The sequence below is a fragment of the Aeromonas sp. genome, assembly GCF_050252055.1.
Classification (GTDB): Bacteria; Pseudomonadota; Gammaproteobacteria; order Enterobacterales; family Aeromonadaceae; genus Aeromonas; species Aeromonas caviae.
This window is the reverse complement of the sequence record NZ_JBFWLQ010000009.1, coordinates 85,947-111,650: the sequence shown is the minus strand read 5'-3', so window position 1 is coordinate 111,650 and position 25,704 is coordinate 85,947. Positions and strand designations below refer to the sequence as shown.

At 65.1% G+C, this 25,704-nt stretch carries 22 protein-coding genes; 18 read left to right on the top strand and 4 right to left on the bottom strand.

From position 1 onward, the window contains the following. Positions 1 to 70 precede the first annotated feature (70 nt). Both AB7E19_RS16310 and bacA read left to right on the top strand, forming a co-directional pair. Entirely contained in the window at positions 71 to 1,066 is a 996-nt protein-coding gene (locus AB7E19_RS16310; RefSeq protein WP_263309478.1) for an aldo/keto reductase, read from the top strand. Between the two features lie 254 nt (positions 1,067 to 1,320). Then, positions 1,321 to 2,136, top strand: coding sequence for an undecaprenyl-diphosphate phosphatase (gene bacA / locus AB7E19_RS16305; RefSeq protein ID WP_010676024.1), 816 nt, complete (start codon positions 1,321 to 1,323; stop codon positions 2,134 to 2,136). Between the two features lie 112 nt (positions 2,137 to 2,248). Here bacA and AB7E19_RS16300 read toward each other — a convergent pair whose 3' ends face one another. The 3 genes from AB7E19_RS16300 to AB7E19_RS16290 form a co-directional block, all read right to left on the bottom strand. Continuing rightward, positions 2,249 to 2,914 carry a ChrR family anti-sigma-E factor gene (locus tag AB7E19_RS16300; protein ID WP_223932326.1) on the bottom strand — a complete coding sequence of 222 codons (666 nt, stop codon included), beginning with the start codon at positions 2,912 to 2,914 and terminating at the stop codon, positions 2,249 to 2,251. After that, positions 2,907 to 3,476: a sigma-70 family RNA polymerase sigma factor gene (locus AB7E19_RS16295; protein WP_010676026.1), complete on the bottom strand. Its 570-nt coding sequence runs from the start codon at positions 3,474 to 3,476 to the stop codon at positions 2,907 to 2,909. Before AB7E19_RS16295 ends, AB7E19_RS16300 begins: the two co-directional genes overlap by 8 nt. A 124-nt stretch (positions 3,477 to 3,600) precedes the next feature. Continuing rightward, positions 3,601 to 4,167, bottom strand: coding sequence for an LON peptidase substrate-binding domain-containing protein (locus AB7E19_RS16290; protein ID WP_010676027.1), 567 nt, complete (start codon positions 4,165 to 4,167; stop codon positions 3,601 to 3,603). A gap of 314 nt (positions 4,168 to 4,481) precedes the next feature. Between AB7E19_RS16290 and argS the strand changes: the two genes are divergently transcribed. The 4 genes from argS (at position 4,482) to hslU (ending at position 9,220) form a co-directional block, all read left to right on the top strand. After that, positions 4,482 to 6,227, top strand: coding sequence for an arginine--tRNA ligase (argS, locus tag AB7E19_RS16285; RefSeq protein WP_010676028.1), 1,746 nt, complete (start codon positions 4,482 to 4,484; stop codon positions 6,225 to 6,227). A gap of 3 nt (positions 6,228 to 6,230) precedes the next feature. Beyond that, positions 6,231 to 7,079, top strand: coding sequence for an SPOR domain-containing protein (locus tag AB7E19_RS16280; RefSeq protein ID WP_052815344.1), 849 nt, complete (start codon positions 6,231 to 6,233; stop codon positions 7,077 to 7,079). A 186-nt stretch (positions 7,080 to 7,265) separates the two neighbouring features. Further along, positions 7,266 to 7,799: an ATP-dependent protease subunit HslV gene (gene hslV, locus AB7E19_RS16275; RefSeq protein WP_005306539.1), complete on the top strand. Its 534-nt coding sequence runs from the start codon at positions 7,266 to 7,268 to the stop codon at positions 7,797 to 7,799. 92 nt (positions 7,800 to 7,891) lie between these two features. Beyond that, positions 7,892 to 9,220, top strand: coding sequence for an HslU--HslV peptidase ATPase subunit (gene hslU, locus AB7E19_RS16270; RefSeq protein ID WP_069652381.1), 1,329 nt, complete (start codon positions 7,892 to 7,894; stop codon positions 9,218 to 9,220). Positions 9,221 to 9,308: 88 nt separating this feature from the next. Here hslU and AB7E19_RS16265 read toward each other — a convergent pair whose 3' ends face one another. Beyond that, positions 9,309 to 10,733: an MFS transporter gene (locus tag AB7E19_RS16265; protein ID WP_427935939.1), complete on the bottom strand. Its 1,425-nt coding sequence runs from the start codon at positions 10,731 to 10,733 to the stop codon at positions 9,309 to 9,311. A 168-nt stretch (positions 10,734 to 10,901) separates the two neighbouring features. Here AB7E19_RS16265 and AB7E19_RS16260 point away from each other — a divergent pair, with 168 nt between their 5' ends. The 12 genes from AB7E19_RS16260 (at position 10,902) to rraA (ending at position 25,491) form a co-directional block, all read left to right on the top strand. Continuing rightward, the gene (locus AB7E19_RS16260; protein ID WP_042016461.1) at positions 10,902 to 11,822 is read left to right on the top strand and encodes a LysR family transcriptional regulator; all 921 of its coding nucleotides are present in this window, start codon (positions 10,902 to 10,904) and stop codon (positions 11,820 to 11,822) included. 272 nt (positions 11,823 to 12,094) lie between these two features. Then, on the top strand, positions 12,095 to 12,736 hold the full coding sequence (locus AB7E19_RS16255) for a TetR/AcrR family transcriptional regulator (protein WP_134997213.1): 642 nt from the start codon (positions 12,095 to 12,097) through the stop codon (positions 12,734 to 12,736). Beyond that, positions 12,733 to 13,701, top strand: a complete 969-nt coding sequence (gene hlyD, locus AB7E19_RS16250) for a secretion protein HlyD (RefSeq protein WP_201888791.1) — start codon at positions 12,733 to 12,735, stop codon at positions 13,699 to 13,701. The genes AB7E19_RS16255 and hlyD overlap by 4 nt, the downstream gene beginning before the upstream one ends. Beyond that, entirely contained in the window at positions 13,698 to 15,467 is a 1,770-nt protein-coding gene (locus AB7E19_RS16245; protein WP_322131290.1) for an ATP-binding cassette domain-containing protein, read from the top strand. Before hlyD ends, AB7E19_RS16245 begins: the two co-directional genes overlap by 4 nt. Then, complete coding sequence (locus AB7E19_RS16240; protein ID WP_427935936.1) at positions 15,464 to 16,573, top strand: ABC transporter permease; 1,110 nt, start codon at positions 15,464 to 15,466, stop codon at positions 16,571 to 16,573. The genes AB7E19_RS16245 and AB7E19_RS16240 overlap by 4 nt, the downstream gene beginning before the upstream one ends. Before the next feature lie 3 nt (positions 16,574 to 16,576). Continuing rightward, the gene (locus AB7E19_RS16235; protein WP_005355575.1) at positions 16,577 to 17,665 is read left to right on the top strand and encodes an ABC transporter permease; all 1,089 of its coding nucleotides are present in this window, start codon (positions 16,577 to 16,579) and stop codon (positions 17,663 to 17,665) included. 296 nt (positions 17,666 to 17,961) lie between these two features. Continuing rightward, the gene (nirB, locus tag AB7E19_RS16230) at positions 17,962 to 20,508 is read left to right on the top strand and encodes a nitrite reductase large subunit NirB (protein ID WP_322131292.1); all 2,547 of its coding nucleotides are present in this window, start codon (positions 17,962 to 17,964) and stop codon (positions 20,506 to 20,508) included. Between the two features lie 100 nt (positions 20,509 to 20,608). Further along, positions 20,609 to 20,926: a nitrite reductase small subunit NirD gene (nirD, locus tag AB7E19_RS16225; protein ID WP_267529214.1), complete on the top strand. Its 318-nt coding sequence runs from the start codon at positions 20,609 to 20,611 to the stop codon at positions 20,924 to 20,926. Between the two features lie 136 nt (positions 20,927 to 21,062). Beyond that, a complete protein-coding gene (gene nirC / locus AB7E19_RS16220) occupies positions 21,063 to 21,875 on the top strand; it encodes a nitrite transporter NirC (RefSeq protein WP_268031994.1) in 813 nt (270 codons plus the stop codon). Between the two features lie 12 nt (positions 21,876 to 21,887). Continuing rightward, on the top strand, positions 21,888 to 23,294 hold the full coding sequence (gene cysG, locus AB7E19_RS16215; RefSeq protein ID WP_427935933.1) for a siroheme synthase CysG: 1,407 nt from the start codon (positions 21,888 to 21,890) through the stop codon (positions 23,292 to 23,294). 132 nt (positions 23,295 to 23,426) lie between these two features. Continuing rightward, entirely contained in the window at positions 23,427 to 24,851 is a 1,425-nt protein-coding gene (gene mgtE, locus AB7E19_RS16210) for a magnesium transporter (RefSeq protein ID WP_322131294.1), read from the top strand. 154 nt (positions 24,852 to 25,005) lie between these two features. Continuing rightward, a complete protein-coding gene (gene rraA / locus AB7E19_RS16205; protein WP_010676045.1) occupies positions 25,006 to 25,491 on the top strand; it encodes a ribonuclease E activity regulator RraA in 486 nt (161 codons plus the stop codon). Positions 25,492 to 25,704 lie beyond the last annotated feature (213 nt).

The following is a 25,704-nucleotide window of genomic DNA, read 5'->3' as shown; positions in this document are numbered from 1 at the left end:
CAGCCGGGGTGAGGCCCGCCGCAGGGCCCGTCGCTCCTCATTGCACACCAGCCCAAGGAACCGCACCGTGATGGATGACAACTACCTCGCCGCCCCCGACCGCTACCAGCGCCAGCTCTACCGACCGGCGGGCCGCCACGGCCTGCGCCTGCCCGGCATCGGTCTGGGCCTTTGGCACAACTTCGGTGCCGGGAGCAATCCCGCCACCGCGAAGGCCATGGTGCACCAGGCGTTCGATCTGGGGATCACCCACTTCGATCTCGCCAACAACTACGGGCCGCCGCCGGGATCTGCCGAACTGACCTTCGGCACGCTGCTCAAGAGGAGCCTGGCTCCCTATCGGGACGAGCTCATCATCGCCAGCAAGGCGGGCTACGTGATGTGGGACGGCCCCTACGGCGATGGCGGCAGCGCCAAGTACCTCTTCGCCAGCCTGCACCAGAGCCTGCGCCGTCTGGGCCTCGACTACGTGGACATCTTCTATCACCACAGGCCGGATCCCCGCACCCCGCTCGAGGAGACCTGCCAGGCCCTGGCCCTGATGGTGCGCCAGGGCAAGGCGCTCTACATCGGCCTCTCCAACTACCCGGCCCAGCTCGCGGCCAAGGCTGCCGCCCGGCTGGTGGAGCTCGGCACCCCCTGCCTGGTCAACCAGCTCAAATACTCCCTGTTCCAGCGCGATGTTGAGCCCGACACCCTGCCGGCCTGCCGGGAGCACGGCATGGGGGTGGTCGCCTTCTCGCCCCTGGCCGGGGGGCTGCTGAGCGATCGCTACCTGGCGGGCATTCCCGCGGATTCCCGCGCCGCCAGTGCCAGCCCCTTCCTCACGGCGGACCAGATCACCGAGGAGAAGCTCGCCACCGTCCGCGCCCTGCATGCACTGGCCCTGCAACGGGGTCAGTCCCTGTCGCAACTCGCACTGCAATGGGTGCTGCGCGACCCCGTGGTGAGCTGCGCCCTGATCGGCGCCAGCCATCCCCAACAGATAACGAGCGCCGTCGACGCCCTGGGGCAGCCCCCCCTGGACGATGATCTTCAACAGAAAATCCTGTCCATACTGGCCTGACAGCACAAAGAGATCATAAAACAGAGGTCAACTGGCGTGACTGACCTGTCAGAACGTGACGGGGCCGTCATGGCTTCTGACAGCATGCGGCAAGCCGCGCCCTGCATGGTCCGCCAGCGCCCTTTCCCGGCCGGAACAGGGCGCTGAAATCCCCAATATTCACTGGTTGCCCGCGCGATTTTCCGCCATCATTGGCCGCCCCGACCCGTTCGGGGTTGATTTTATCCAGACCCCATAACCAAGAGATCTGCACCATGACCGAATCCTACGCCCTGTTCGTCGCCTTTGTGCTGGGCATAGTGGAAGGCCTGACCGAGTTCCTCCCCGTCTCCTCCACCGGCCACATGATCATCGTCGGCCACCTCCTCGGGTTTGAAGGACCCAAGGCCGCCACCTTCGAGGTGGTGATCCAGCTCGGCTCCATCCTGGCAGTGGTCGTCATGTTCTGGCGCCGCCTGTTCGGACTCATCGGCATTCACTTCGGTCAGAAACCGACCCCGGGCCACGCGACCCTCTCCCTGGTGCACGTCATCCTCGGCATGCTGCCCGCCGTGGTCGTCGGGCTGGCTATCCACAGCTGGATCAAGGCCAATCTGTTCGGGCCGGAAACCGTGATGTATGCCCTGGTGGCCGGCGGCATCCTGCTCATCATCGCCGAAAAGTTCCGCCCCGCCGTGACCGCGGAGACCCTGGACGACATCAGCTACAAGCAGGCCTTCGGCATCGGCCTGTTCCAGTGCCTGGCACTCTGGCCCGGTTTCTCCCGCTCCGGCGCCACCATCAGCGGCGGCATGCTGATGGGCATCAGCCGCCACGCGGCAGCGGAATTCTCCTTCATCATGGCGGTACCCATGATGATCGCGGCCAGCGGCCTGGATCTCTACAAGAGCCGCGATTTCCTCTCCATGGCGGACTTCCCCATGTTTGCGGTGGGCTTCGTCACCGCCTTCGTGGTGGCCATGGTCGCCATCAAGACCTTCCTGGCGCTGATCCGTCGTCTCGACTTCATCCCCTTCGCCATCTACCGCTTCCTGCTGGCCTTCGTCGTCTACCTGGTCTTCGTGGCCTGATGGGCTTCGCCCCCAAGCAACACAAAAGGGACCCGAGGGTCCCTTTTTTCATGCCGTGATACCGCCTCAGTCGCGCGGCAGCCCGCGATCACCGGGCAGCCGTGAGCCCAACTCAATAGAGGTGCTGGCTGATGCCGTTGAGCAGCCGTGACAGCCCCTTGGTGAACTGGACCGGCGCATCTTGCACCGTGTAGCAGAGGCAGCCGTCCGGGGTGTGGGGGCTGTGGGCGTGGCTGGCGTCGCGCCAGATGAAATCCCCCGCCTGATAGCGGGTGTCGCCATCCTCGATGGTGCCCGCCAACAGCAGGGTCAGCTCATATCCCTTGTGGGTGTGCTCGGGGATCCGCCCCCCCGCCTCGATGTGGAGCAGGTTGGCCCGCGCACCCATCTCGTCCAGCGGCAGGCTGACCTGACGGATGGCCCCGAGATGACGCCACCTGGGGGCATGATGCCGTGCCAATGCCCGCGGCAGCCGGTAACTGTGACCCGCCACCCTGAGCTCTGGCCTCGGGCTCTCGGGAAGGGCGAGCGCCGCCTCCGTCGCCACCGGCTGTTGCAGTATGCCCGCCAGCATGGCATCGAATCCGGCGGGCAGCGCCTCGTCCGGCGCGTCAGGGGCGAGATGCTGGCACGCCAGCGCCTCTTCAAATTCCTTCACCCGGGCGGCGCACTCGGGGCAGAACTCGCAATGGGCGGAGACACCGACGGCCAGCGGCAGAGGCAGCTCGTCGGCAGCGAAGGCGCGCAGCATGGGTTCAGTCGGATGGGTCTTAATCATGGCCTTGCTCCACTTGTTCCTTCAGTTTCTGTAGTGCCAGCCGCAGCCGGGACTTGATGGTGCCAAGGGGCACGCCGAGCCGGTCGGCCAGCTCCTGCTGGGAGAGCTCCTGCAGGTAGATGCCGCGCACCACCTGCTGCTGCGGCTCCGGCAGCGTGGCGACATAGTGGGCCATCTGGCGGGTCAGCACCGCGTCTTCACCGCCGCTCAGGTGCTCCTCTTCGGCCCGGAACTCCAGCAACGGCCAGATCTCCTCGGCGCAGAGCTCCTCCTTGCTGGCGCGGCGGCGGCGCAGCATGTCAAAGCTCTGGTTGCGCATCACTGTGTAGATCCAGGTGGTGGCGGCGCCCTTGTCGGGGTGATAGAGCCGTGCCTTCTGCCAGACCAGCAGCATGGTCTCCTGCACCAGTTCCATGGCGTTGGCTTCGCTGCCGAGGTGGCGCAGCCCGTAGCTGCGGATGCGCGGCGCGAAGTGGTGGAACAGGGTGGCGAAGGCAGCCTTGTCGGCACGCTCGGCCACCCGGACCAGCAAAGATGTGAGGTCGCCGTCTGGGTTGTCCATGGGGGGCGATGTCCTGCGTGGAGCCGATTGTGGTTGGCCAGTATATGCCATTGCGCCATCCCTCGCGTGTGGTGTTCACCCCCAATACGGTGAGCGAGGAAAAAGGATCACCGGGAAGGGGAATTCAATGGCTCGCGACCAGCAGACCGCTCAGCAGGGAGAGGGTGGGCTGGTTGTCCTTGGCCGCCACCAGCCACTGCTTTTGCTCCACCGGGATGGGCAGCACCTCCAGCCAGCGCTGGGCGACCCAGCTCGCATCCTCCCAGTCCGGCTCCGGATAGAGGGCCGCATACTCCGGATAGTCGTTGAACACATCCTGCAACGCCTTGGCCAGTGAGTGCTGATCCGCCTGGAGCCTGCCGCTCTGCCAGGGGGGAAGGGGCTCCACCTCGCCGACCCGCAGACCGTCCTCTTCCTGCCAGAGATCCGTGATGCGCACCCGCTCCACCCCGAGCACCGTGATGCCGAGCAAACCATCGGGCAGCAGATCGAAATCGATGATGCGCACCCGGGTGGCGATGGGGTACATGTTGCGCAGCGCGTCGGGCTGGCGGGGGTCCAGCATGCAGAGCGCGAACTCCCGCTCCCGGGACTCGGCGATCATGCGCTGGTATCTGGGCTCGAAGATGCGCAGCGGCATGATGCCGCCCGGCAGCAGGTGAGCGGAGAGTGGAAACAGTACCAGTGTCATGGGAATCATCCTCCAACGGCGTCCTCAAAGGATACGACCGCCACGGGAAGCGGGATCATTCAGATCGAATCGGTATAAATAACCCTGTCATAATCAGGGGAAAATAGCCTGGACAAGCCGTTTCGTTATGCAGTAGAAATGGATAACCACCACTTACCCAAATCAATATCCTGCAATGTGGTGGAAAACGCAGTGAAATATCCGCCACGCCCACGGGTGCGGGCCGTTCCTATAGTTTTCTCGGCCCGATGCGGGTAAAATTCACGCCCTTATCCAGTCAGTCACTTTTCGACGCGCAACCTCGGTGGTCAGTTATGAAAGAGCATATTCATCATCTACTTGAACAAACGGTAGCCAATCTCAAGTCCGCAGGCGTCCTGCCCGCCGACCTGGAAGCCCGGGTGCAAGTAGACCGATGCAAGGAGAAGGCTCACGGCGACCTGGCCACCAACCTGGCCATGCTGCTGGCCAAACCGGCCCGCAAGAATCCCCGCGAGCTGGCCGCTGCCATCATCGAGCACCTGCCTGCCTCCGATCTGATCGCCAAGGTCGAGATCGCCGGCCCCGGCTTCATCAACTTCTTCTTCGACCCGAGCTGGCTGGCCGGTCAGGTGGAAGCCATGGTGACCTCCGACAACGCCAACGTGAAGCTGCCGGCGCCGCAGACCGTGGTGGTGGACTACTCCGCCCCCAACGTGGCCAAGGAGATGGCGGTGCACCACATCCGCTCCACCGTGCTCGGTGACGTGGCCGCCCGCGCCCTCGAATTCCTGGGCCACAAGGTGGTGCGTGCCAACCACATCGGCGACTGGGGCACCCAGTTCGGCATGCTGATCGCCTATCTGGAGAAGATGGCCAACGAGCACGCCTCCGACATGGAGCTCAAGGACCTGGAAGCCTTCTACACCCAGGCCAAGCGTCACTATGACGAAGACGAAGCCTTCGCCGAGCGCGCCCGCAACTACGTGGTGAAACTGCAAGGTGGCGATGAGTACTGCCGCACCATGTGGAAGAAGCTGGTCGACATGACCATGGAGCAGAACCAGCGCAACTACGACCGTCTGAACATCTCCCTGTCCAACAAGGACATCATGGGCGAGTCCATGTACAACGACATGCTGCCGCAGATCGTTGCCGACCTGAAAGCCAAGGGGCTGGCAGTCGAGAGCGAAGGGGCCACCGTGGTCTTCCTGGACGAGTTCAAGAACAAGGATGGCGAGCCCATGGGCGTCATCATCCAGAAGAGCGACGGCGGTTTCCTCTACACCACCACCGACATCGCCTGCGCCAAATACCGTTACGAGAACCTGGGCGCCGACCGGGTCATGTACTTCATCGACTCCCGTCAGCACCAGCACCTGATGCAGGCCTGGACCATCACCCGCAAGGCGGGCTATGTGCCGGAGTCCGTGCCCCTCGAGCACCACGCCTTCGGCATGATGCTGGGCAAGGACGGCCGTCCCTACAAGACCCGCTCCGGCGGCACCGTCAAGCTGGTTGACCTGCTGAACGAAGCGGAAGAGCGCGCCAGCGCCCTGCTGGAGAGCCGGAACAGCGACCTCTCTGCCGAAGAGAAGGCCCAGGTGGTGCACGCTATCGCCATGGGCGCGGTCAAGTATGCGGATCTCTCCAAGAACCGCACCACCGACTACATCTTCGACTGGGATCTGATGCTCTCCTTTGAAGGCAACACCGCCCCCTACCTGCAATACGCCTACACCCGTATCCAGTCCATCTTCCGCAAGGCCGGCGTCGATGCCGATACCCTGAGCGGCAAGGTGGTCCTGAGCGAAGATGCCGAAGAGACCCTGGCCCAGAAGCTGATCCAGTTCTCCGACGCGGTCAACGGCGTGGCGGACAAGGGGATGCCGCACCTGCTCTGTACCTATCTGTATGAGCTCTCCGGCAACTTCATGACCTTCTACGAAGCCTGCCCGATCAACAAGGACGGCGTGGACGAAGCGACCCGCCAGAGCCGTCTGCTGCTGTGCGCCGCCACCGCCAAGGTGCTCAAGCTGGGCCTGGGCGTGCTGGGCATCCACACCCTGGAGCGCATGTAATAGATGGCGACCCGGGATTACGTCGGCAACAGCCCGAGACGACGGGCGGGTGGCCGTAACATCAAGAAAGCGGCCCCTCGCCGCTTTCCTGTTATCCCGGCACTGCTGGCCGGGGCCCTGGTCGTCGGTTTCGGCGCCTTCCTCTACCTCATCAACGGCAAGGGCGCCGATGCCCCCACCATCGAAGAGCAGGTGAAGGCCAACAAACCCAAGGCACAGGGCAATACCCTGCCCCAGGAGAAGTGGAGCTACATCGAGCGGCTGGAGAACAAGCAGGTGGACATCATAGAGCCGCCGCCCCAGCCGGGCGTGCTGCCGCCCCCGCCCGCCGAGACCATGACCCTGCAACCGGAGGCACTGCCCAAGCCGGTCGCGACCGACATCCCCCAGCCGGGAACCCCCATCGGTCAGGTGAAGCCCTATCAGCCGCAACCGGTGCAACCGGCCAAGCCGGCCACCGGCGCCCCGGTCGCCAGCGCCCGGGAGCAGGTGATCGACCAGAAGGCCGAGCGTGAGCGGATGGAGCGGGAGATCCGCGCCGAACTGGAGCGGGAGCGTGCCGAAGCCGCCAGGGCCAAGGCGGCGACCCAGACTGCACAGACCGCAGCCGCCGACGGCGGTCGCTACATGATGCAGTGTGCCGCCCTGCGCTCCCAGGATTCCGCAGAATCCCTCAAGGCGCGCATCGCCTTCACCGCCGGGCTCTCTTCCAGCCTGCAGGTGGTGAACGGGGCCGGTGGCGCCGTCTACAAGGTGATGGTGGGCCCCTTCAACGGCAAGGCGGCGGCCGATGCGGCCAACCGCAAGCTGCAGGGCTCGGGCATCAGCGGCTGCATCCCCAAGAAGGGGTGATCGCCGCGTCCATGCACAGGGCCGGGTGGCAACACCCGGCCCTGTTTCTTTTGGCGCCATCCCGCGCCCACCCGATCCCTCCCCCGCGATCCGTGCTCGACACAGGCTTGAAAAGCCGTTTTGCCATCCCCATCTTTTCCTCCATGCACAGTCAGGCCGTCATTCGGCTCAAGCGAGGTAAGTAAAGTGACTACCATAGTTTCAGTTCGCCGCAACGGTCAGGTCGTCATCGGTGGCGATGGCCAGGTTTCTCTTGGCAACACCGTCATGAAGGGCAACGCCCGCAAGGTTCATCGCCTCTACAACGGCAAGGTACTGGCTGGTTTCGCCGGCGGCACCGCCGACGCCTTCACCCTGCTCGAGCGCTTCGAAGCCAAACTGCAGGCCCATCAGGGCAACCTGGAGCGCGCCGCCGTGGCGCTGGCCAAGGACTGGCGCACCGATCGCGCCCTGCGCCGCCTCGAGGCGCTGCTGGCCGTCGCCGACGAGCACAAATCCTTCATCATCACCGGCAACGGTGACGTGGTGCAGCCGGAGCACGATCTCATCGCCATCGGCAGCGGCGGCAACTTTGCCCAGTCCGCCGCCATCGCCCTGCTGGAGAACACCGAGCTCGACGCCAAGAGCATTGTCGAGAAGTCCCTCAAGATTGCGGGCGACATCTGTGTGTTCACCAACGGCAACCACACCATCGAAGTGCTGGATTATTCAGCTAAATAAGTCGGCGAAATAGGGCCGCCAAATAAGGCCGCCAGCCAAACCCCATTTTCCAAGGGGTGGGCCCTGCCCGCCCCGGATACAGGAACGCCACCATGTCCGAGATGACCCCGAGAGAAATCGTCCACGAGCTGGACAGACACATCATTGGTCAGGCCGACGCCAAGCGCGCGGTCGCCGTCGCCCTGCGCAACCGCTGGCGCCGGATGCAGCTCTCCGAGGAGATGCGCCACGAGGTGACCCCGAAGAACATCCTGATGATCGGCCCGACCGGCGTCGGCAAGACCGAGATCGCCCGTCGCCTGGCCAAGCTGGCCAACGCCCCCTTCATCAAGGTGGAAGCAACCAAGTTCACCGAAGTGGGCTATGTGGGCAAGGAAGTGGACAGCATCATCCGCGATCTGACCGATGTCGCCATCAAGCTGGTGCGCGAGACCGAGATGGAGAAGATGAAATACCGCGCCGAGGAAGCCGCAGAAGAGCGCATCCTCGACGCCCTGCTGCCCAACCCGCGCAACAGCTGGGGTGAGGAAGAGAAAGCCGACAACTCCAACACCCGCCAGATCTTCCGCAAGAAACTGCGGGAAGGTCAGCTGGATGACAAGGAGATCGAGCTGGATCTGGCCGCCTCCCCCATGGGTGTCGAAATCATGACCCCGCCGGGCATGGAAGAGATGGCCAACCAGTTGCAGGGGCTGTTCCAGAATCTGGGCCAGAACCAGAAGAAGAAGCGCAAGATCAAGGTCAAAGAGGCCATGAAGGCACTGATCGAAGAGGAAGCGGCCCGCCTGGTCAACCCGGAAGAGCTGAAGCAGAAGGCCATCGCCTCCGTCGAAAACAATGGCATCGTCTTCCTCGACGAGATCGACAAGATCTGCAAGCGCGGCGAGAGCTCGGGCCCGGACGTTTCCCGTGAAGGGGTGCAGCGCGACCTGCTGCCGCTGGTCGAGGGCTGCACCGTCAACACCAAGCACGGCATGGTCAAGACCGATCACATCCTGTTTGTCGCCTCCGGCGCCTTCCAGATCGCCAAGCCGTCCGACCTCATCCCCGAGCTGCAGGGCCGCCTGCCGATCCGGGTCGAGCTGACCGCCCTGACCACCGAAGACTTCGAGCGCATCCTGACCGAGCCGAACGCCTCCCTGACCGATCAGTACAAGGCGCTGATGGCCACCGAAGGGGTCAACATCGAGTTCACCCAGGATGGCATCCGCCGTCTGGCCGAAGCGGCCTGGCAGGTCAACGAGCGCACCGAGAACATCGGCGCCCGCCGTCTGCACACCGTGATGGAGCGCCTGATGGAAGACATCTCCTACGACGCCTCCGAGAAATCCGGCGAGACCTTCGTCATCGACACCGACTACGTCAACGCCCACCTCGGCAAGCTGATTGAAGACGAGGATCTGAGCCGCTTCATTCTGTAACAGGTTGATCGATAACGAGGAGCTGAGCGGTTTACTATCCTGCTCAATCCCATAGCAAGACGCCTCCCCTGTGGAGGCGTCTTCGTTTTCAGCGTTCTCCCGACTCGCAGCCGTCCCGGGCCACATCATCCTGCACGGCACGCTCCTCCCTTCCCGCCAGCCAGAGCGCACTCATCAGCAGCAAGGCCGTCAGGGCGAAGGTGACCCGGGTGGCAAACGCCAGCTCGTCCGCCGTCGCGAGGGCGAGATCGGGCCGCCCCGCCAGGGCGGCGAACAGGCCCCCCAGCCCCGCCGCCCCCGTCAGCTGGCCCAGGTTGCGCGACAGGGTCAGCAGCCCGGCCACGGCGCCCCGGCTCGCCCCCTCCGCCTCCCCCACCACGGCGCTGTTGTTGGCGGTCTGGAACAGGGCATAACCGGCGGTGAGCAGCAGGATGGGCAGCAGGTAGCCGAGGGGCCCGAGCGCCCTGTCCAGCAGGGCCAGCAAGACGGCGGCCACCACCATGAGCCCCAGGCCGAGGCGCACCACAGGAGTCGCCCCCACTCTGTCAACCAGCCAGCCAGCAGGCATGCCGGACAGCGCCGCCAGCAGCGGGCCCATGGAGATCATCAGCCCCACCGTCCCCATGTCGAGGGCAAAGGCGCCGTGCAGGTAGAAAGGACCGATCAGCAGAGTCGCCACCATGACGCTGGCCACCAGCGCACTGGCGATGATCCCGCCTCTTCGCCTGGACGCCCCCAGCAGCGCCAGGGGCAGCAGGGGGCGACGGGCGCCCGAGTCGGCACGTACGAAGAGCGCCATGGCGACGAGCGCCCCTATCCCCGGCCAGGCCCCGAGCGGGCTGCCCCGGGTCAGTGCCAGCCCGTAGCAGAGCAGCGCCGTCACCAGCAGCAACAGACTGGTGAGCGGGAGGCCTCCCTCGGCAGAGCCCGCCTCATCCCGGGGCAGATCACGCCAGGCACACCCCAGCGCCAGCAACACCAGGGGGAGCAGCAGCAGGAAGGGAGCCTGCCAGCCAAATCCGCCGATCAACAGGCCGCCAAAGGAGGGGCCGAGCGCCGTGCCGCAGGCCGACAGGGTGCCGAGCAATCCCATGCTCCAGCCCCGTCGGGCTGGCGGCACCAGCTCTCCTGCCATGGCCAGCGAGAGCACCAGCATGCAGGCCGCACCCGCTCCTTGCAGGGTGCGAGCGGCAATGAGCCAGCCAATGGAAGGGGCCAGGGCGCACAGCAGGGAAGCCAGCGCAAAGACCCCGGTCCCCCAGAGCAGCACGCGACGCCGCCCCAGACGATCGCCCAGCCGGCCCGCCACCACCGTCAGACTGGTGATCCCAAGCAGGTAGGCCACCAGCACCCATTGCAGGCTGGCGAAGGGCACGCCGAAGTCCCGCCCCAGGGCAGGCAGCACCAGGTTGGCCATGCTGCCCGCCAGCATGGGCAGCAGGGTGGCGAGCCCGAGCCCCGCGAGACCAAGACGGCGCGTCACGGGAGGGGAAACAAGAAGTGGTGTGGACATGGCAGTCTCTCCGGCAAGTGATGATGCACTCAGGCTAGCGGGGGGGATGACAAGGCGGAAGACGCACGGATTGCAACTTATAGTTGCACCAGACGCCATATGAAGAGACGGCAACTCGCGTATCATGAAGGGGTCGGCCCGTCAGGCGCCGCCTGCGAGGAGACGACCATGACCCCGGATTTCAACCTGCTGATCACCCTGGATGCCCTGCTGGAAGAGGGCAGTGTGGCGGGCGCCGCCAGACGGCTAGGCCTGAGTGCTTCCGCCATGAGCCGGGCCCTGGCAAGGCTGCGGGAAACCACGGGGGATCCGCTGCTGGTGCGGGCGGGACGCGGCCTGATCCCCACCCCCCGGGCGCAGATCCTGCGGGATGAGGTCGCCCGCCTGGTTCAGGAGACCCGGGCCGTGCTGCGCCCCCAGCAGGAAGTAGACCCGGCGAGCCTGGAGCGCACCTTCCGCCTGCGATCCAGCGACGGCTTCGTGGAGGCGGTAGGCCCCGCCCTGCTGGCGCGCCTCGCCGTCGAGGCCCCCGGGGTGCGGCTGCACTTTCTGGCCAAACCCGACAAGGAGAGCGGCCCCCTGCGCCGTGGCGAGCTGGACTTCGAGACCGGGGTCATCGGCACCACCACGGCCCCTGAGCTGCGCACCCAGGCCCTGTTCCAGGACCACTTCGTCGCCGTGGTGCACCCGGACCACCCCCTCTGCGACGGCACCCTGACCGTGGCGCGCTATGCCGCCGCGCGCCACGTGCTGGTCTCCCGCCGGGGCCAGCCTCACAGCCCCATCGACGAAATTCTCGCAGGCCAGGGGAGGCGGCGCACCATCACCACCCTGGTTCCCGGGTTTGCAACGGCACTGGCCCTGGTCAGGGAGAGCAATCTGGTGGCGACGGTGCCGCACCTGCACTGCGCCAGCCTGCTCGGCGATCTGGTCACCCTGCCCCTGCCCTTCGCTCTGCCAGGGATCCGGGTCGCCCTGCTCTGGCACCCCAGTCAGGATGCCGATCCGGGCCACCGCTGGCTGCGCGCCCTGATACGGGACACCTGTGCCCGGCCCCCCTATCACACCGGGGCCACCGACACCCCCTGATCCGGGTCAGGCAGCTCCCGGCTCCATCACCAGCCTCTTGTGGCCCGGGCACCCGCACCCGGGACCAGAAGCGCCTTTCACCACCCCATCACACCGACATGCCCGTGGCTTGGGCACAATCGGTGGATCCTTCCCCCTGCCGGACGGGGATCACGGCCCCTCAGAGCGGGGCGGATCACATTGCGGGCAAAAAGATCCTGTCGCCCGCTTCCGCATTTTTTATACAGTCGTATAATTGCGTACAAAATACATACACCAGGAGCACCAGCCAGATGCACCCCACCCGTCAGAAACTGCTCGATACCGGCCTCGCCATCGCCACCGACAAGGGGCTGCGCGGCCTGACGGTGCGCGAGCTGGCGGCGGCGGCCGAGGTGAACCTCGGCTCCTTCGTCTACCACTTCGGCAACCGCGACGCCTTTATCGACGAGCTGGTGGAGCTCTGGTATGCCCCCCTCTATGACGAGCTCAAGGCGGTGGCAGCCAAGGGCTCCTACCCCTCTGCCATCGCCATGTTCGAGGCCACCATGGAGGCGCTGATCGGGCTGGTGGCGCGCCAGCGCGGCTTCATCAACCACCTGTTTGGCGATGCGCTGGCGGGGGAAGGGGCGGCCCAGCGCTTTCTGCTCAGCCTGCCGCGCCGTCACCCCCTGCTGCTGATCGAACAGGTACGGATGGCACAGGCGGAAGGGTCGCTGGTCGCGGGTCACCCGCTCCAGCTGATGATCTTCATCATGGGGTCGGTCGGCCTGCCGCTGGTGATCGCCGGCAGCGGTCGTCAGCTCGGCTGGCTGCCCGAAGAGGCCGCCCCCTTTCTCAGCCAGATAGACAACCCAGAGGCCGCCAGACAACGGCTGGTATGGGCCCTGCGCGGCCTGCGCCCCACCGATATGAAAGAAGGAGAAGCGGCATGAAACAACGCATTGCAATCCTGGCCCTGCTGCTAACCGTTATCGGTGGCTACCTCTGGTGGCAGGGGCGCCCCGCCGACGGATCCATCCTCTACGGCAACGTCGATATTCGCGACGTCAATCTGGCCTTTCGGGTCGGCGGCCGCGTCGATCAGGTGCAGGTCGATGAGGGAGATAGCGTAAAAGCCGGTCAACTGCTGGCCCGCCTCGATCCGGCTCCCCTCACCCACAGCCGCGACAGCGCCCGCGCCAATCTGGCTGCACTCACTGCCGCCAACGCCCTGATCCACAAAGGCTATCGCAGCGAAGAGACCGACCGCGCCCGGGCCGCACTGGCCGCCGCCGAGGCCGCTGCGCTGGAAGCCGACCAGCAGTGGCGCCGCCAGAGCGCATTGGCCGCCACCGGCGCCATCTCCCGCGGTCAGCTCGATACCGCCCGCTCCCAGCGGGATCAGACCCAGGCGCAGGTACGCTCCGCCCGCGAACAGCTCGCCCAGCTCGAAACCGGCTATCGCCCGGAAGAGATTGCCCAGTCCGATGCCCAGCTGGAAGGGGCCAAAGCGGCGCTCGCCAGTGCCGAGCTGGCGCTGGCGGATGCCAGCCTGACCGCCCCCAGCGACGGCATCATCATCAGCCGCGCCATCGAGAACGGCAGCATGGTGCAGAGCGGAGCGACCGCCTTCAACCTCTCCCTGACCGCGCCGGTCTGGGTGCGCGCCTATGTGGAGGAGCCCTGGCTCGGCCACTTCCCGAGCGGCGCCAAGGTGACCCTCACCACCGACTCGCGGCCGGACAAGCCCTATCACGGAGTAGTGGGATTTGTCTCGCCCACCGCCGAGTTCACTCCGAAATCGGTGGAAACGCCGGATCTTCGCACCCACCTCGTCTACCGGCTGCGCATCGTGGTGCAGGATCCCGACCCGGCCCTGCGACAGGGGATGCCGGTCACTGTCAGGCTGGCTCCATGAACAGCGCTATCTCCCTTGAAGGGCTCACCAAACGCTTTGGCGAGCGGGTCGCCCTCAACGCCATCTCGGCCACCATTCCGACCGGTGGCATCACCGGGCTGGTCGGCCCCGACGGCGCGGGCAAGAGCACTTTGCTGCGCCTGCTGGCCGGTCTGCTGATCCCCGACGCGGGCGCCATCCGGGTGCTGGGGCTGGATCCGGTGAGCGAGGGAGATCTGCTGCGTCAGCGCCTCGGCTACATGCCCCAGCAGTTCGGCCTCTACGAGGATCTCAGCGTGCTGGAGAACCTCACCCTCTACGCTGACTTGCGCGGCGTACTGGAGCCCGAACGCACGCCCACCTTCGCGCGGCTGCTCGCCTTCACCGACCTTGCCCGCTTCACCGCAAGGCCGGCAGGCAAGCTCTCTGGCGGGATGAAGCAGAAACTCGGGCTGGCCTGCGCCCTGCTCGGCACCCCGGATGTGCTGCTGCTCGACGAACCGGGGGTCGGGGTCGATCCCATCTCTCGCCGCGCCCTCTGGCAGATGGTGCGGGAGCTGGCCAAGGGGGGAATGACGGTGCTCTGGAGTACCGCCTATCTCGACGAGGCGGAGCTGTGCGACCACGTGCTGCTGATGGCGGATGGCGAGGTGCGCACCAGCGGCACGCCGGCCGATCTGATGGGGGCCATGGCCAGCCGCTGCTGGCTGCTGGAGGCGGGGCAGCTGGATGGCCGCGAGCGACGCGCCCTGCTGCGCCGGGCACTGGCTCACCCGTCGGTGATGGATGGCGCGGTGGCGGGGGAGCGGGTTCGCCTGCTGCTGCACCCGGGCATGACGCCCCCACCGCTGGCGGAGCTGCATCTCGCCAACGGCGCCTTTCAACCGGCCCAGCCCCGGTTGGAGGATGCCTTTATCGACCTGCTCGGCGGCGGCCCCGGCGGGGAGTCGAGTCTGGCAGCCGGGATGCGGGAAGCCGAACTGCCGCAGGGGGTCTCCCCCGAAGCGGTGATCGAGGCGCGCCACCTTACCAAGCGGTTCGGCGATTTCGCCGCCACCGATGATGTCAGCTTTGCGGTGCGGCGCGGCGAGATCTTCGGCCTGCTCGGCCCTAACGGGGCGGGCAAGTCCACCACCTTCAAGATGGAGTGCGGCCTGCTGCGCCCGAGCGAGGGGCAGGCGCTGGTGACCGGCATCGATCTGGCTCACAGCCCCTCGGCGGCACGCCAGCGCCTCGGCTACATGGCGCAGAAGTTCTCCCTCTACAAGCAGCTCACCGTGGCCCAGAACCTCTCCTTCTTCGCCGGTATCTACGGCCTGTTCGGCCGCCACCAGCAGACGCGGATCGACGCCATGGTGACTGCCTTTGCCCTCACCCCCTGGCTCGATCAGAAGGCGGAATCCCTGCCGCTCGGCCTGCGCCAGCGCTTGTCGCTGGCCTGCGCCCTGCTGCACGAGCCGCCGCTGCTGTTTCTCGACGAACCCACCTCCGGGGTCGATCCGGTGACCCGGCGCGAGTTCTGGTCGCACATCAACGCACTGGCCGACCACGGCGTCACCGTGCTGGTCACCACCCACTTTATGGATGAGGCGGAATATTGCGACCGCATCGCCCTCATCTATCGCGGCAAGCTGCTGGCCCTCGGTACTCCGGACGATCTCAAGGGGCTGGCCGCCAAAGAGGCGGCGACCTCTTTGCCAACCGGCTCCTTGCCGACCTGTTCTTTGCCAACAATGGAAGAGGCCTTTATCACCCTGGTCGAGCGGGCCAGCGAGGAGGACGCATGAGCATCAACCGTCGGCGACTGCTGGCCCTCTGCCGCAAGGAGACGCTGCAAATCGTCCGTGACCCGAGCAGCATCCTCATCGCCTTCATCATGCCGGTGGTGCTGCTGGTGGTGATGGGTTACGCCATCAATCTGGATGTGGACCATCTGCGCCTCGGCATCTGGCGCACCGACAGCGGCGCCCCGGAGGTGCGGCTGGAGCAGGCCCTGCGCGGCTCTACCGCGCTGGAGATCCACAGCGGGCCGAGCAAGGAGTCCCTGCTCGCCAGTTTGGCCCGTGGCGAGATCCGCGGCCTGCTGGTGATCGATGACGGCTTCTCCCGCGCGCTGGCCGGTCAGGGCAATGGCACGCCGCAGGCGCTGCTGCTGACCGACGGCTCCGAGCCCAACACCGCCAACTTCGTCACCAACTATGTGCAGGGGATCTGGCAGGGGTGGCTCGCTGGCGAGGGGGTTGCCATGCCGGTGTCGATAGAGAGCCGCGCCTGGTTCAACCCGGCGCTGGTGAGCCGCAACTTTCTGGTGCCTGGCTCCATTGCGGTGGTGATGACCATCATAGGGGCCCTGCTCACCTCGCTGGTGGTGGCGCGGGAGTGGGAGCGCGGCACCATGGAGGCGCTGCTCGCCACCCCGGTCACCAAGGGAGAGCTGCTGCTCTCCAAACTGCTGCCCTACTATGGCCTTGGCATCATTGCCATGCTGCTCTGCCTGCTCTTCTCAGTGACGGTGATGGGCGTGCCCTGGCGCGGCTCCCTGCTGCTGCTCTTTCTGGTCACCAGCGTCTTTCTCGGTAGCGCCCTCGGGCTCGGGCTGTTCCTCTCCACCGTGATGCGTAGCCAGTTCAATGCCGCACAGGCGGCGCTGATCGCTGCGTTTCTGCCCGCGGTGATGCTGTCGGGCTTCGTGTTCGAGATCGCCAGCATGCCGCCTTGGCTTCGGGCCATCACCCACCTCATTCCGGCCCGCTACTTCGCCAGCTCCCTGCAGACCCTCTATCAGGCGGGCAGCGTCTTCTCGATCTTGCTGGTCAACGGTTTCTGTCTGCTGCTGCTGGCCGGTTTCTGGCTGGCCCTGACCGCCCGCAAGACGCGGCGCACTCTGGAGTAACCCATGCTGATCCGACTCTGGTGGCTGATCCGAAAAGAGCTGCAGGCCCTGATGGGCAATACTCAGGGGCGCTTTCTGCTCATCATGCCGGTGCTGCTGCAAACCGCCCTCTTCCCGTTCGCCGCCACTCTGGAGGTGACCGGCAACACGCTGGCCATCTACAACCAGGATGGCGGCGCCCAGAGCCGCGAGCTGCTGGAGCGCCTCACCCATATGCCCGCCTTCACCACCATCATTCCGGTGCAGGGCGAGGCGGGCATGACCGAGGCCATCACCGGGCAGCAGGCGCTGCTCGGGCTGATTATTCCGGGGGATTTTTCGCGCCGATTGGCGCGGGGCGAACCGGCCAAGGTGCAGCTGATTATCGACGGGCGCCGCTCCAACGGCGGTCAGGTGGCGGCGGGCTACATCAGTCAGGTGATCGCTCGCTGGCAAAGTGAGGGCAAGGGGCAACCCGAGCTGGCAGTACGCAACCTCTACAACCCCAACGTCGAGTTCCACTGGCATATCCTGCCGGCGCTGGTGGCCATCATCACCACCACCGGCTGTCTGATTGTCACCGCCCTCTCGGTCGCGCGGGAGCGGGAAGAGGGCACCTTCGATCAGCTGCTGGTCTCGCCCCTCACCGCAGGCTGGATCATGGCGGGCAAGGCGGTGCCCGGCATCATGGTGGCGGTGGGACAAGGGTGCATAGTCGCGCTGGCCGCCCGTTTTGTCTTTCACCTTCCCTTTGCCGGCAGCCTCAGCCTGCTGATGGCAGGCATGGTCTGCTACGGGCTGGCACTGGCCGGGATCGGGCTCTTCATCTCGTCGTTCTGCTCGACCCAGCAGCAGGCCTTTCTCGGGGTCTTCTCCTTCACCGTCCCGGCGGTGATCCTCTCGGGCTACATCTCGCCGGTGGAGAACATGCCCCAGGTGTTCCAGTGGCTGGCGGCCATCGACCCCCTCACCCACTTCATCGTGCTGCTCAAGGGGGTCTTCCTCAAGGGGTTCGACTGGTCGGCCGCCTGGCCCCTGCTCTGGCCGCTGCTCGCCATCGCCGGCGTCACCCTGTCGCTGGCGCTCGCCATGTTCCGCCGCCATATTGCCTGACGCGCCACCTTGTTCAGCTGATGCCGGTCTCGCCCAGTGCGAGACCGGCCTTTTTCCGACATAAGTTTTCACTCCCCGGCAGTTGGTAAACCGGGCTTACCCTCCACCATCCCTCACCCCGAGCTAACGCAGAAATCATTAACTGGTATACCTATTTTTGTATAGTGCTGAATTTTCTCGAATTACCCCTGAGGAGATATATAAATAGACACTTGATTTGCATCAATCGCCCACCCCTGCCGACTGGGTAGCCTAGCCCCAGAATGATGTTTTATTACTCCAAACTTGAGGCAACTATGAGCAAAGTCAGACTGGTCGTTGTGGGCAACGGCATGGTGGGGCACCGCTTTATCGAAGAGCTGATCGAGCGGGCCGATCCGGGCCGCTACGAGATCACCGTCTTCGGTGCAGAACCCCGTCCCGCCTACGATCGCGTCCATCTCTCCTCCTACTTCTCCCATCACACCAGCGAAGATCTCTCCCTCGTCAAACCCGGTTTCTACGACAAGCACGGCATCTGCCTGCTGCTCGGCGAAGCGGTGAAAAAAATCGACAGGGCCAACCGCGAAGTGCACTCCAACAAGGGCACTGTGGTCGAGTACGACAAGCTGGTGCTGGCCACCGGTTCCTACCCCTGGGTGCCGCCCATCCAGGGCAGCCAGCACCATGAGTGCTTCGTCTATCGCACCATCGAGGATCTGAAAGCCATCCGCAGCGCCGCCAAGAGCGGCAAGAGCGGGGTGGTGATCGGGGGCGGCCTGCTTGGCCTCGAAGCCGCCGGTGCCCTCAAGGCGCTGGGTCTCGAGACCCACGTGGTGGAGTTTGCTCCTGTGCTGATGGCCGAGCAGCTCGACGGTCAGGGCGGCCAGCTGCTGCGCCGCAAGATTGAATCCATGGGCGTGCAGGTACACACCAGCAAGAGCACCAGCGAGATCCTGATGCATGGCGGCGAGCAGGCGAAACACCGCCTCGCTTTCGCCGACGGCAGCCAGCTTGAAGTGGACGTGGTGGTCTTCTCCACCGGCATTCGCCCGCAAGATACCCTTGGCCGCTACGGTGATCTCGCCATCGCCGAGCGCGGCGGCATCGTCATCGACGATCACTGCCTCACCTCCGACCCCGACATCTACGCCATCGGCGAGTGCGCAGCCTGGCAGGGTCGCTTCTTCGGGCTGGTGGCGCCGGGCTACAAGATGGCCCAGATCACCGTCGACCACCTGCAGGGCGGTGACAGTCGCTTCGAAGGGGCAGACATGAGCGCCAAGCTCAAGCTGCTCGGCGTCTCCGTCGGCTCCATCGGTGATGCCCACGGCCGCACCCCGGGCAGCCACAGCTATGTGTTTCAGGACGATCAGGCTGGCGTCTACAAGAAGATCGTGGTGAGCGAGGACAACAGCCGATTGCTCGGCGCCGTGCTGGTGGGTGACGTGGAAGATTACGGCAACCTGCTGCAGATGATGCTCAATGCCCTGCCGCTGCCGAGCCACCCGGACACCCTGATCCTGCCTGCCTACGCCGGTGCCAAGCCGACGCTGGGGGTGGATGCCCTGCCGGAGTGCGCGCAGATCTGCTCCTGCTTCGACGTCTCCAAGGGCGACATCGCCCAGGCGGTGGCCGAGGGTCACACCACCCTTGCCGCCATCAAGCAGCACACCAAGGCCGGTACCGGCTGCGGCGGCTGCGTGCCGCTCATCAGTCAGGTACTCAACGCCGAGCTGGTGAAGCAGGGCATCGAGGTCAACAACCACCTCTGCGCCCACTTCCCCCACTCCCGTCAGGAGCTGTTCCATCTGGTCAAGGTGGAAGGGATCAAGAGCTTCGACGAGCTGCTGGCCAAGCATGGCCAAGGCTATGGCTGCGAGGTGTGCAAACCGACTGTCGGCTCCATCCTCGCCTCCTGCTGGAACGAGCATGTGCTGAGCCCGCGCAATATCCCGCTGCAGGACACCAACGACATCTTCCTCGGCAACATGCAAAAAGACGGCAGCTACTCCGTCATCCCGCGCATGGCCGGCGGCGAAGTGACCCCGGAAGGGCTGCTGGCGGTAGCCGAAGTGGCCCGCGACTACAAGCTCTACACCAAGATCACCGGCGCCCAGCGCATCGGCCTGTTCGGGGCCCAGAAGGATGACCTGCCCGCCATCTGGCGCAAGCTGCTGGCGGCCGGATTCGAGACCGGTCAGGCCTACGCCAAGGCGCTGCGCATGGCCAAGACCTGTGTCGGCAGCACCTGGTGCCGCTTCGGCGTGCAGGACAGCGTCGGCCTCGGGGTCTTCCTCGAGAACCGCTACAAGGGCATTCGCACCCCGCACAAGATGAAGTTCGGCGTCTCCGGCTGTACCCGCGAATGTGCGGAAGCCCAGGGCAAGGACATCGGCATCATCGCCACCGATGCTGGCTGGAACCTCTATGTGGGCGGCAACGGCGGCATGAAGCCGCGCCACGCCGACCTGCTGGCGTCTGACCTCGACCGCGAGACCCTGATCAAGCTGATCGACCGCTTCATGATGTTCTACGTCACCAGCGCCGACAAACTGCAGCGCACCTCGGTCTGGCTCGGCAATCTGGAAGGGGGCGTCGACTACCTGCGCGAAGTGATCGTCGACGACAAGCTGGGACTGGCCGAGACGCTGGAACGCGATATCCAGACCCTCATCGACAGCTACGAGTGCGAATGGTCGCGCACCCTCAACGAAGAGGAAGCGCTCAAGCGTTTCAGCCACTTCATCAACAGCGACAAGCGCGATCCGGACGTCCAGTTCGTCGCCGAGCGCGACCAGCACAGACCCGCCACTCCGGCCGAGCGCATCCCCGTCTACCAGATCGAGGTGGAGACCAAATGATGAAATTAGCCTGCCAACTCAACGGCATCCTGATGGGCTGCATGGACGTTTGCGCCCTGCTCGATAGCCAGTCCATCCAACTCGAGGTGGAGATTAAGCGATGAAACTTGCCTGCCAACTCAACGACATCCTGCCGGGAACCGGTGTCTGCGCACTCATTGAAGGTCGTCAGATCGCTCTGTTCCGCCCGAGCGCGGCCGCCGAGGTGTTCGCCATCGACAACCGGGATCCCTTCTTCGCCGCCAACGTGCTGTCGCGGGGCCTGATTTGCGAACACGACGGCGAGCTCTGGGTCGCCAGCCCGCTCAAGAAGCAGCGCTTTCGCCTGAGCGATGGCCACTGTTTCGACAACCCCGTCATGTCGGTGCAGAGCTACCCCGTTGAAGTGCGCGACCAGCAGGTCTGGGTCGCCGTCTAACACCAGACCCCACCCCGGCCCTCCCCTTCACAGGGGAGGGAGCAAAAAGCTCCTCCCCCTGAGCAAGGGGGAGGCTGGGAGGGGGTTAAAAAACAGTCAGGGCTGCCTGCGGGCGGCCCTCTTGAAGGAACCAAAGATGTATACCGAAACCATCAACAAGTGCGCCGCCAACGCGGCCCGCATCAACCGCTTCGAGCGCAGCGACAAGCTCGGCTTCTGGCTCAGCTCCGCCATGGCGGGGGCCTATGTGGGCCTTGGCATCATCCTCATCTTCACCCTCGGCAATCTGGTGGATCCCGCCATCCGGCCGCTGGTGATGGGGGCCACCTTCGGCATCGCCCTGACGCTGGTGATCATCGCCGGCTCCGAGCTGTTTACCGGCCACACCATGTTCCTCACCTTCGGGGTGAAAACGGGCAAGATCACCATGGCCGACCTGCTGCGCATCCTGCCGCAGACCTGGGCGGGCAACCTGATTGGCTCCATCGTGGTAGCGCTCATCTACTCCTACGGCGGCAGCCTGCTGCCGGATGCGGGCAGTCTGGCCCACAAGGTGGCGCTGGCCAAGACCCAGGCACCGGCGCTGACCCTGTTTATGAAAGGGATCCTCTGCAACTGGCTGGTCTGCCTCGCCATCTGGATGGCGCTGCGCACCGAAGGGGCCGCCCGCTTCATCGCCATCTGGTGGTGCCTGCTGGCCTTTATCGCCTCCGGCTACGAGCACTCCATCGCCAACATGACCCTGTTCGCCCTCTCCTGGTTTGGCGCCCACTCCGAGGCCTACACCCTGAGCGGCATCGGCCACAACCTGCTGTGGGTGACCCTGGGCAACACCGTCTCCGGCGCCCTCTTCATGGGCCTCGGCTACTGGTATGCCACCCCCAAGGCCGAGCGCCCGGTCGCGGTGAGCGAAACCACCAGTACCGCCAACCAGACCCGAACCGCCTGATCAGGAGGCCCCATGGACTACTTGCCCATCTTTTGCCGACTCGACAACAAACCCGTGCTGCTAGTCGGCGGCGGCGAGGTAGCGGAGCGCAAGGCGCGCCTGCTGCTGGATGCCGGTACCCACCTCACAGTCGTAGCGCCCGAGCTCGACCCCGAGCTGGCGGAACTGGCGGCCAACGGCAGCATCGAGTGGCTGGCCGGTGAATTTGCATCGGAACAACTGGCGGGCAAGTGGCTGGTGGTGGCCGCCACCGATCGGCGCGAGGTGAATGCGCTGGTCTACCAGAGCGCCAATCAGGCGCGGATCTTTGCCAACGTGGTGGATGACCCGAAACGCTCCAGCTTCATCATGCCGTCGATCATCGACCGCTCGCCGCTGATGGTGGCCATCTCCTCCGGTGGCAAGGCGCCGGTGCTGGCCCGGCTGCTGCGGGAAAAACTCGAAGCCCTGCTGCCCCAGCATCTGGGCGTCGTGGCGGCCTTCGCCGGCAGCTTGCGGGATCGGGTCAAGGCCCGCTTCGCCTCCATGGGCGAACGGCGTCGCTTCTGGGAGCGGCTGCTCGGGGCGGACCGGCTCGGTCAGGCGCTGGCGCGGGGGGATCACGCCTCTGCCCACCAGCTGGCCGACAGCCTGTTTGCCGACGAAAGTCACCCCCGTGGCGAGGTGGTACTGGTGGGAGCCGGCCCCGGCGATCCGGGCCTGCTCACCCTGCACGCCCTGCGCCAGATGCAGCAGGCCGACGTGGTGGTCTATGACCGGCTGGTCTCCGACGAGGTGATGGCGCTGGTGCGCCGCGACGCCAAACGCATCTTCGTCGGCAAGCAGGCGGGCAACCACTGCGTGCCGCAGGAGGGGATCAACCAGCTCTTGCTGGAGGAGGCGAAGAAGGGGCAACGGGTAGTGCGGCTGAAGGGGGGCGACCCCTTTATCTTCGGCCGTGGCGGCGAGGAGCTGGAGACGCTCGTTGGTACTGGGATTGGCTTTCAGGTGGTACCCGGCATCACCGCGGCCAGCGGCTGCGCGGCCTACGCCGGCATTCCGCTGACCCACCGCGACCACGCCCAGAGCGTGCGCTTCGTCACCGCCCACGGCAAGGGGGGTGCCCGGGATCTCGACTGGCCGCTGCTGGCCAAGGACAAACAGACGCTGGTGTTCTACATGGGACTCTCCTCCTGCGCCACCATCCGCGAGCAGCTGCTGGCTCACGGCAAGGGGGGCGACACCCCGGTAGCGCTGATCGAGCGTGGCACCCAGCCAAGCCAGCGGGTCATTCGCGGTACCCTCGATGAGCTGCCCGCGCTGGCTGTGGGGGTCGAGAGCCCGGCCCTCATCATGGTGGGATCTGTTGTGACCCTGGCGGACCAGCTTGCCTGGTTCGGGCAAGGAGGCGCCGCCGACACGGCCCTGGCCTCGGCCTGATCGCTGCATCCATTCCAACGCCACCCTCGGGTGGCGTTTCTTTTTCTGCATTTACTGTCATAACCTCTTGTTTTGAGTCTGGTATCCTATGGGGACTGTCCGCCGGATCACCGAATTCAGGAATTCTGCTTCATGTCCCTCCCCCCCAAGAACAGCGCCAAACAGCGTGAACACGACAGAGCCCGCATCCTCACGCTGCTGCTGGCCGATGACGCCCTCACCGAGAGCCTGCTCGACCCGCAAGGGGAGCAGGACGCAGAGCTTCGGGACCAGACCAGCGAGCTGACCCGGCTGGTCAACAGCCTGCCCGCCGCCGATATCGCCGATGCGCTGGAGTCCCTGCCGCCGGACGAGCGCCATGTGCTGTGGCAGCAGGTGGATGCAGACAAGCACGGCCAGATCCTGGTGGAGGCGTCGGAGACGGTGTGGGACAGTCTCATCAGCGGCATGAGCGACAAGGAGCTGCTGCACGCCCTGAGCACCCTCGACATCGACGACCAGATCTACCTGGGCCAGTACCTGCCCCGCAACCTGATGGGACGGCTGCTCACCTCCATGGCGCCGATGGACAGGGACAAGGTGCGGGAGGTGATCCGCTACGGCAAGCACACGGTCGGCGCCATGATGGACTTCGAGCTCATCACGGTGCGGCCCGACGTGACCCTGGCCACCGTCCAGCGCTATCTGCGCCTGCGCGGCAAGATCCCCGCCAACACCGACAAGCTGTTTGTCACCGATCGGCGCAACCGGCTGCAGGGGGAGCTGCCCCTCACCGCCGTACTGCTGCACAAGCCCGAAACCCTGGTGAGCGACGCGATGGAGAAGGATCCGGTCACCTTCGATCCGGAAGACAACGACGAAGCCGCCGCCCGCACCTTCGAGCGGGACGACCTGGTCTCCGCCGCCGTGGTGGATGCCAGGGGCAAGCTGATGGGACGGCTCACCGTCGCCGAGGTGGTGGACTTGGTCTATGAGGAGAGCGACACCGACCTGCGCCGCATGGGGGGGATCAGCGAGGAAGAAGACGTGTTCGCCCCCGTCTCCAAGGCGGTCAAGACCCGCTGGGCCTGGCTCGCCATCAACCTCTGCACCGCCTTCGTGGCATCGCGGGTGATCGGCCTGTTCGAGCACACCATCTCCCAGCTGGTGGCACTGGCGGCCCTGATGCCCATCGTCGCCGGGATCGGCGGCAACACCGGCAACCAGACCATCACCATGATAGTGCGGGCGCTGGCGCTGCAGCACATCCAGACAGGCAACGTCTCCTTCCTGCTGTGGCGCGAGCTGGGGGTGGCCCTGATCAACGGCCTGGTGTGGGGCGGCATCATGGGCATCGCCACCTTCCTGCTCTATCAGGATGCGGCGCTGGGGGGCGTGATGACGCTCGCCATGATCCTCAACCTGCTGGTGGCGGCCCTGATGGGGGTCATCATCCCCATGACCATGAGCCGGCTGGGGCGCGACCCGGCGGTGGGGGCCAGCGTGATGATCACCGCCATCACCGACACCGGCGGCTTCTTCATCTTCCTGGGGCTGGCGACCCTGTTTCTGCTCTAGGGCCCGAGGCTGACCGTCTGCGGCTCCTGCCATGACGCGGGGCCGCTTTCGCGCAAAAACGGCATTTCCCGCCACTGGGCAAGGAATAGTCGTTGAAATGCCAACCCCACTCCTTATACTGGATCCACCTGTTTCCAGCGGTGGATCTGACACAATGGAATACAACACTTCAGAACTGTGCGACATCTATCAGGACATGGTGGATGTGCTCGAACCCATGCTCTGCTCCTTCGGCGGCCGCGCCTCTTTCGGCGGCGTCATCACCACAGTCAAATGCTTCGAATCGAACGGTCTTATCCGTGAACTGGTCAAGGAGAACGGCGTTGGTCGCGTGCTGTTGATCGACGGTGGCGGCTCCATGCGTCGTGCCCTGATCGACAGCGAGATCGCCACCACGGCGGCGGAAAATGAGTGGGAAGGGATCGTCTGCTACGGTTGCGTCCGTGAGGTCGATATCCTGGAAGATCTCGACATCGGCATTCAGGCCCTGGCGGCCATTCCGGTGGGCGCCGACAGCAAGGATATCGGGGAAACCGATCTGCCTGTCAACTTCGGCGGCGTCACCTTCCTGCCGGATGACCACCTCTATGCCGATACCACAGGGGTGATCCTCTCCCCCGATGCCCTCGACATCGAGTAAATAACGCTGAGTGAAAATGGGAGCCCTGGCTCCCATTTTTTATGCCCGCTGATGGCGGAAAAGACGCAAAAAAAGAGGGCCAGTAAACTACTGGCCCCTTAACTGGAAGCAATGTGAGCAATGTCGTGCCTTCACAAGAAGTCCATCACGTTGGAACAAATGAAGTCTTTCCCGGAAAACAAGTTAACAATAATCATTCTCATTTAACTGTGC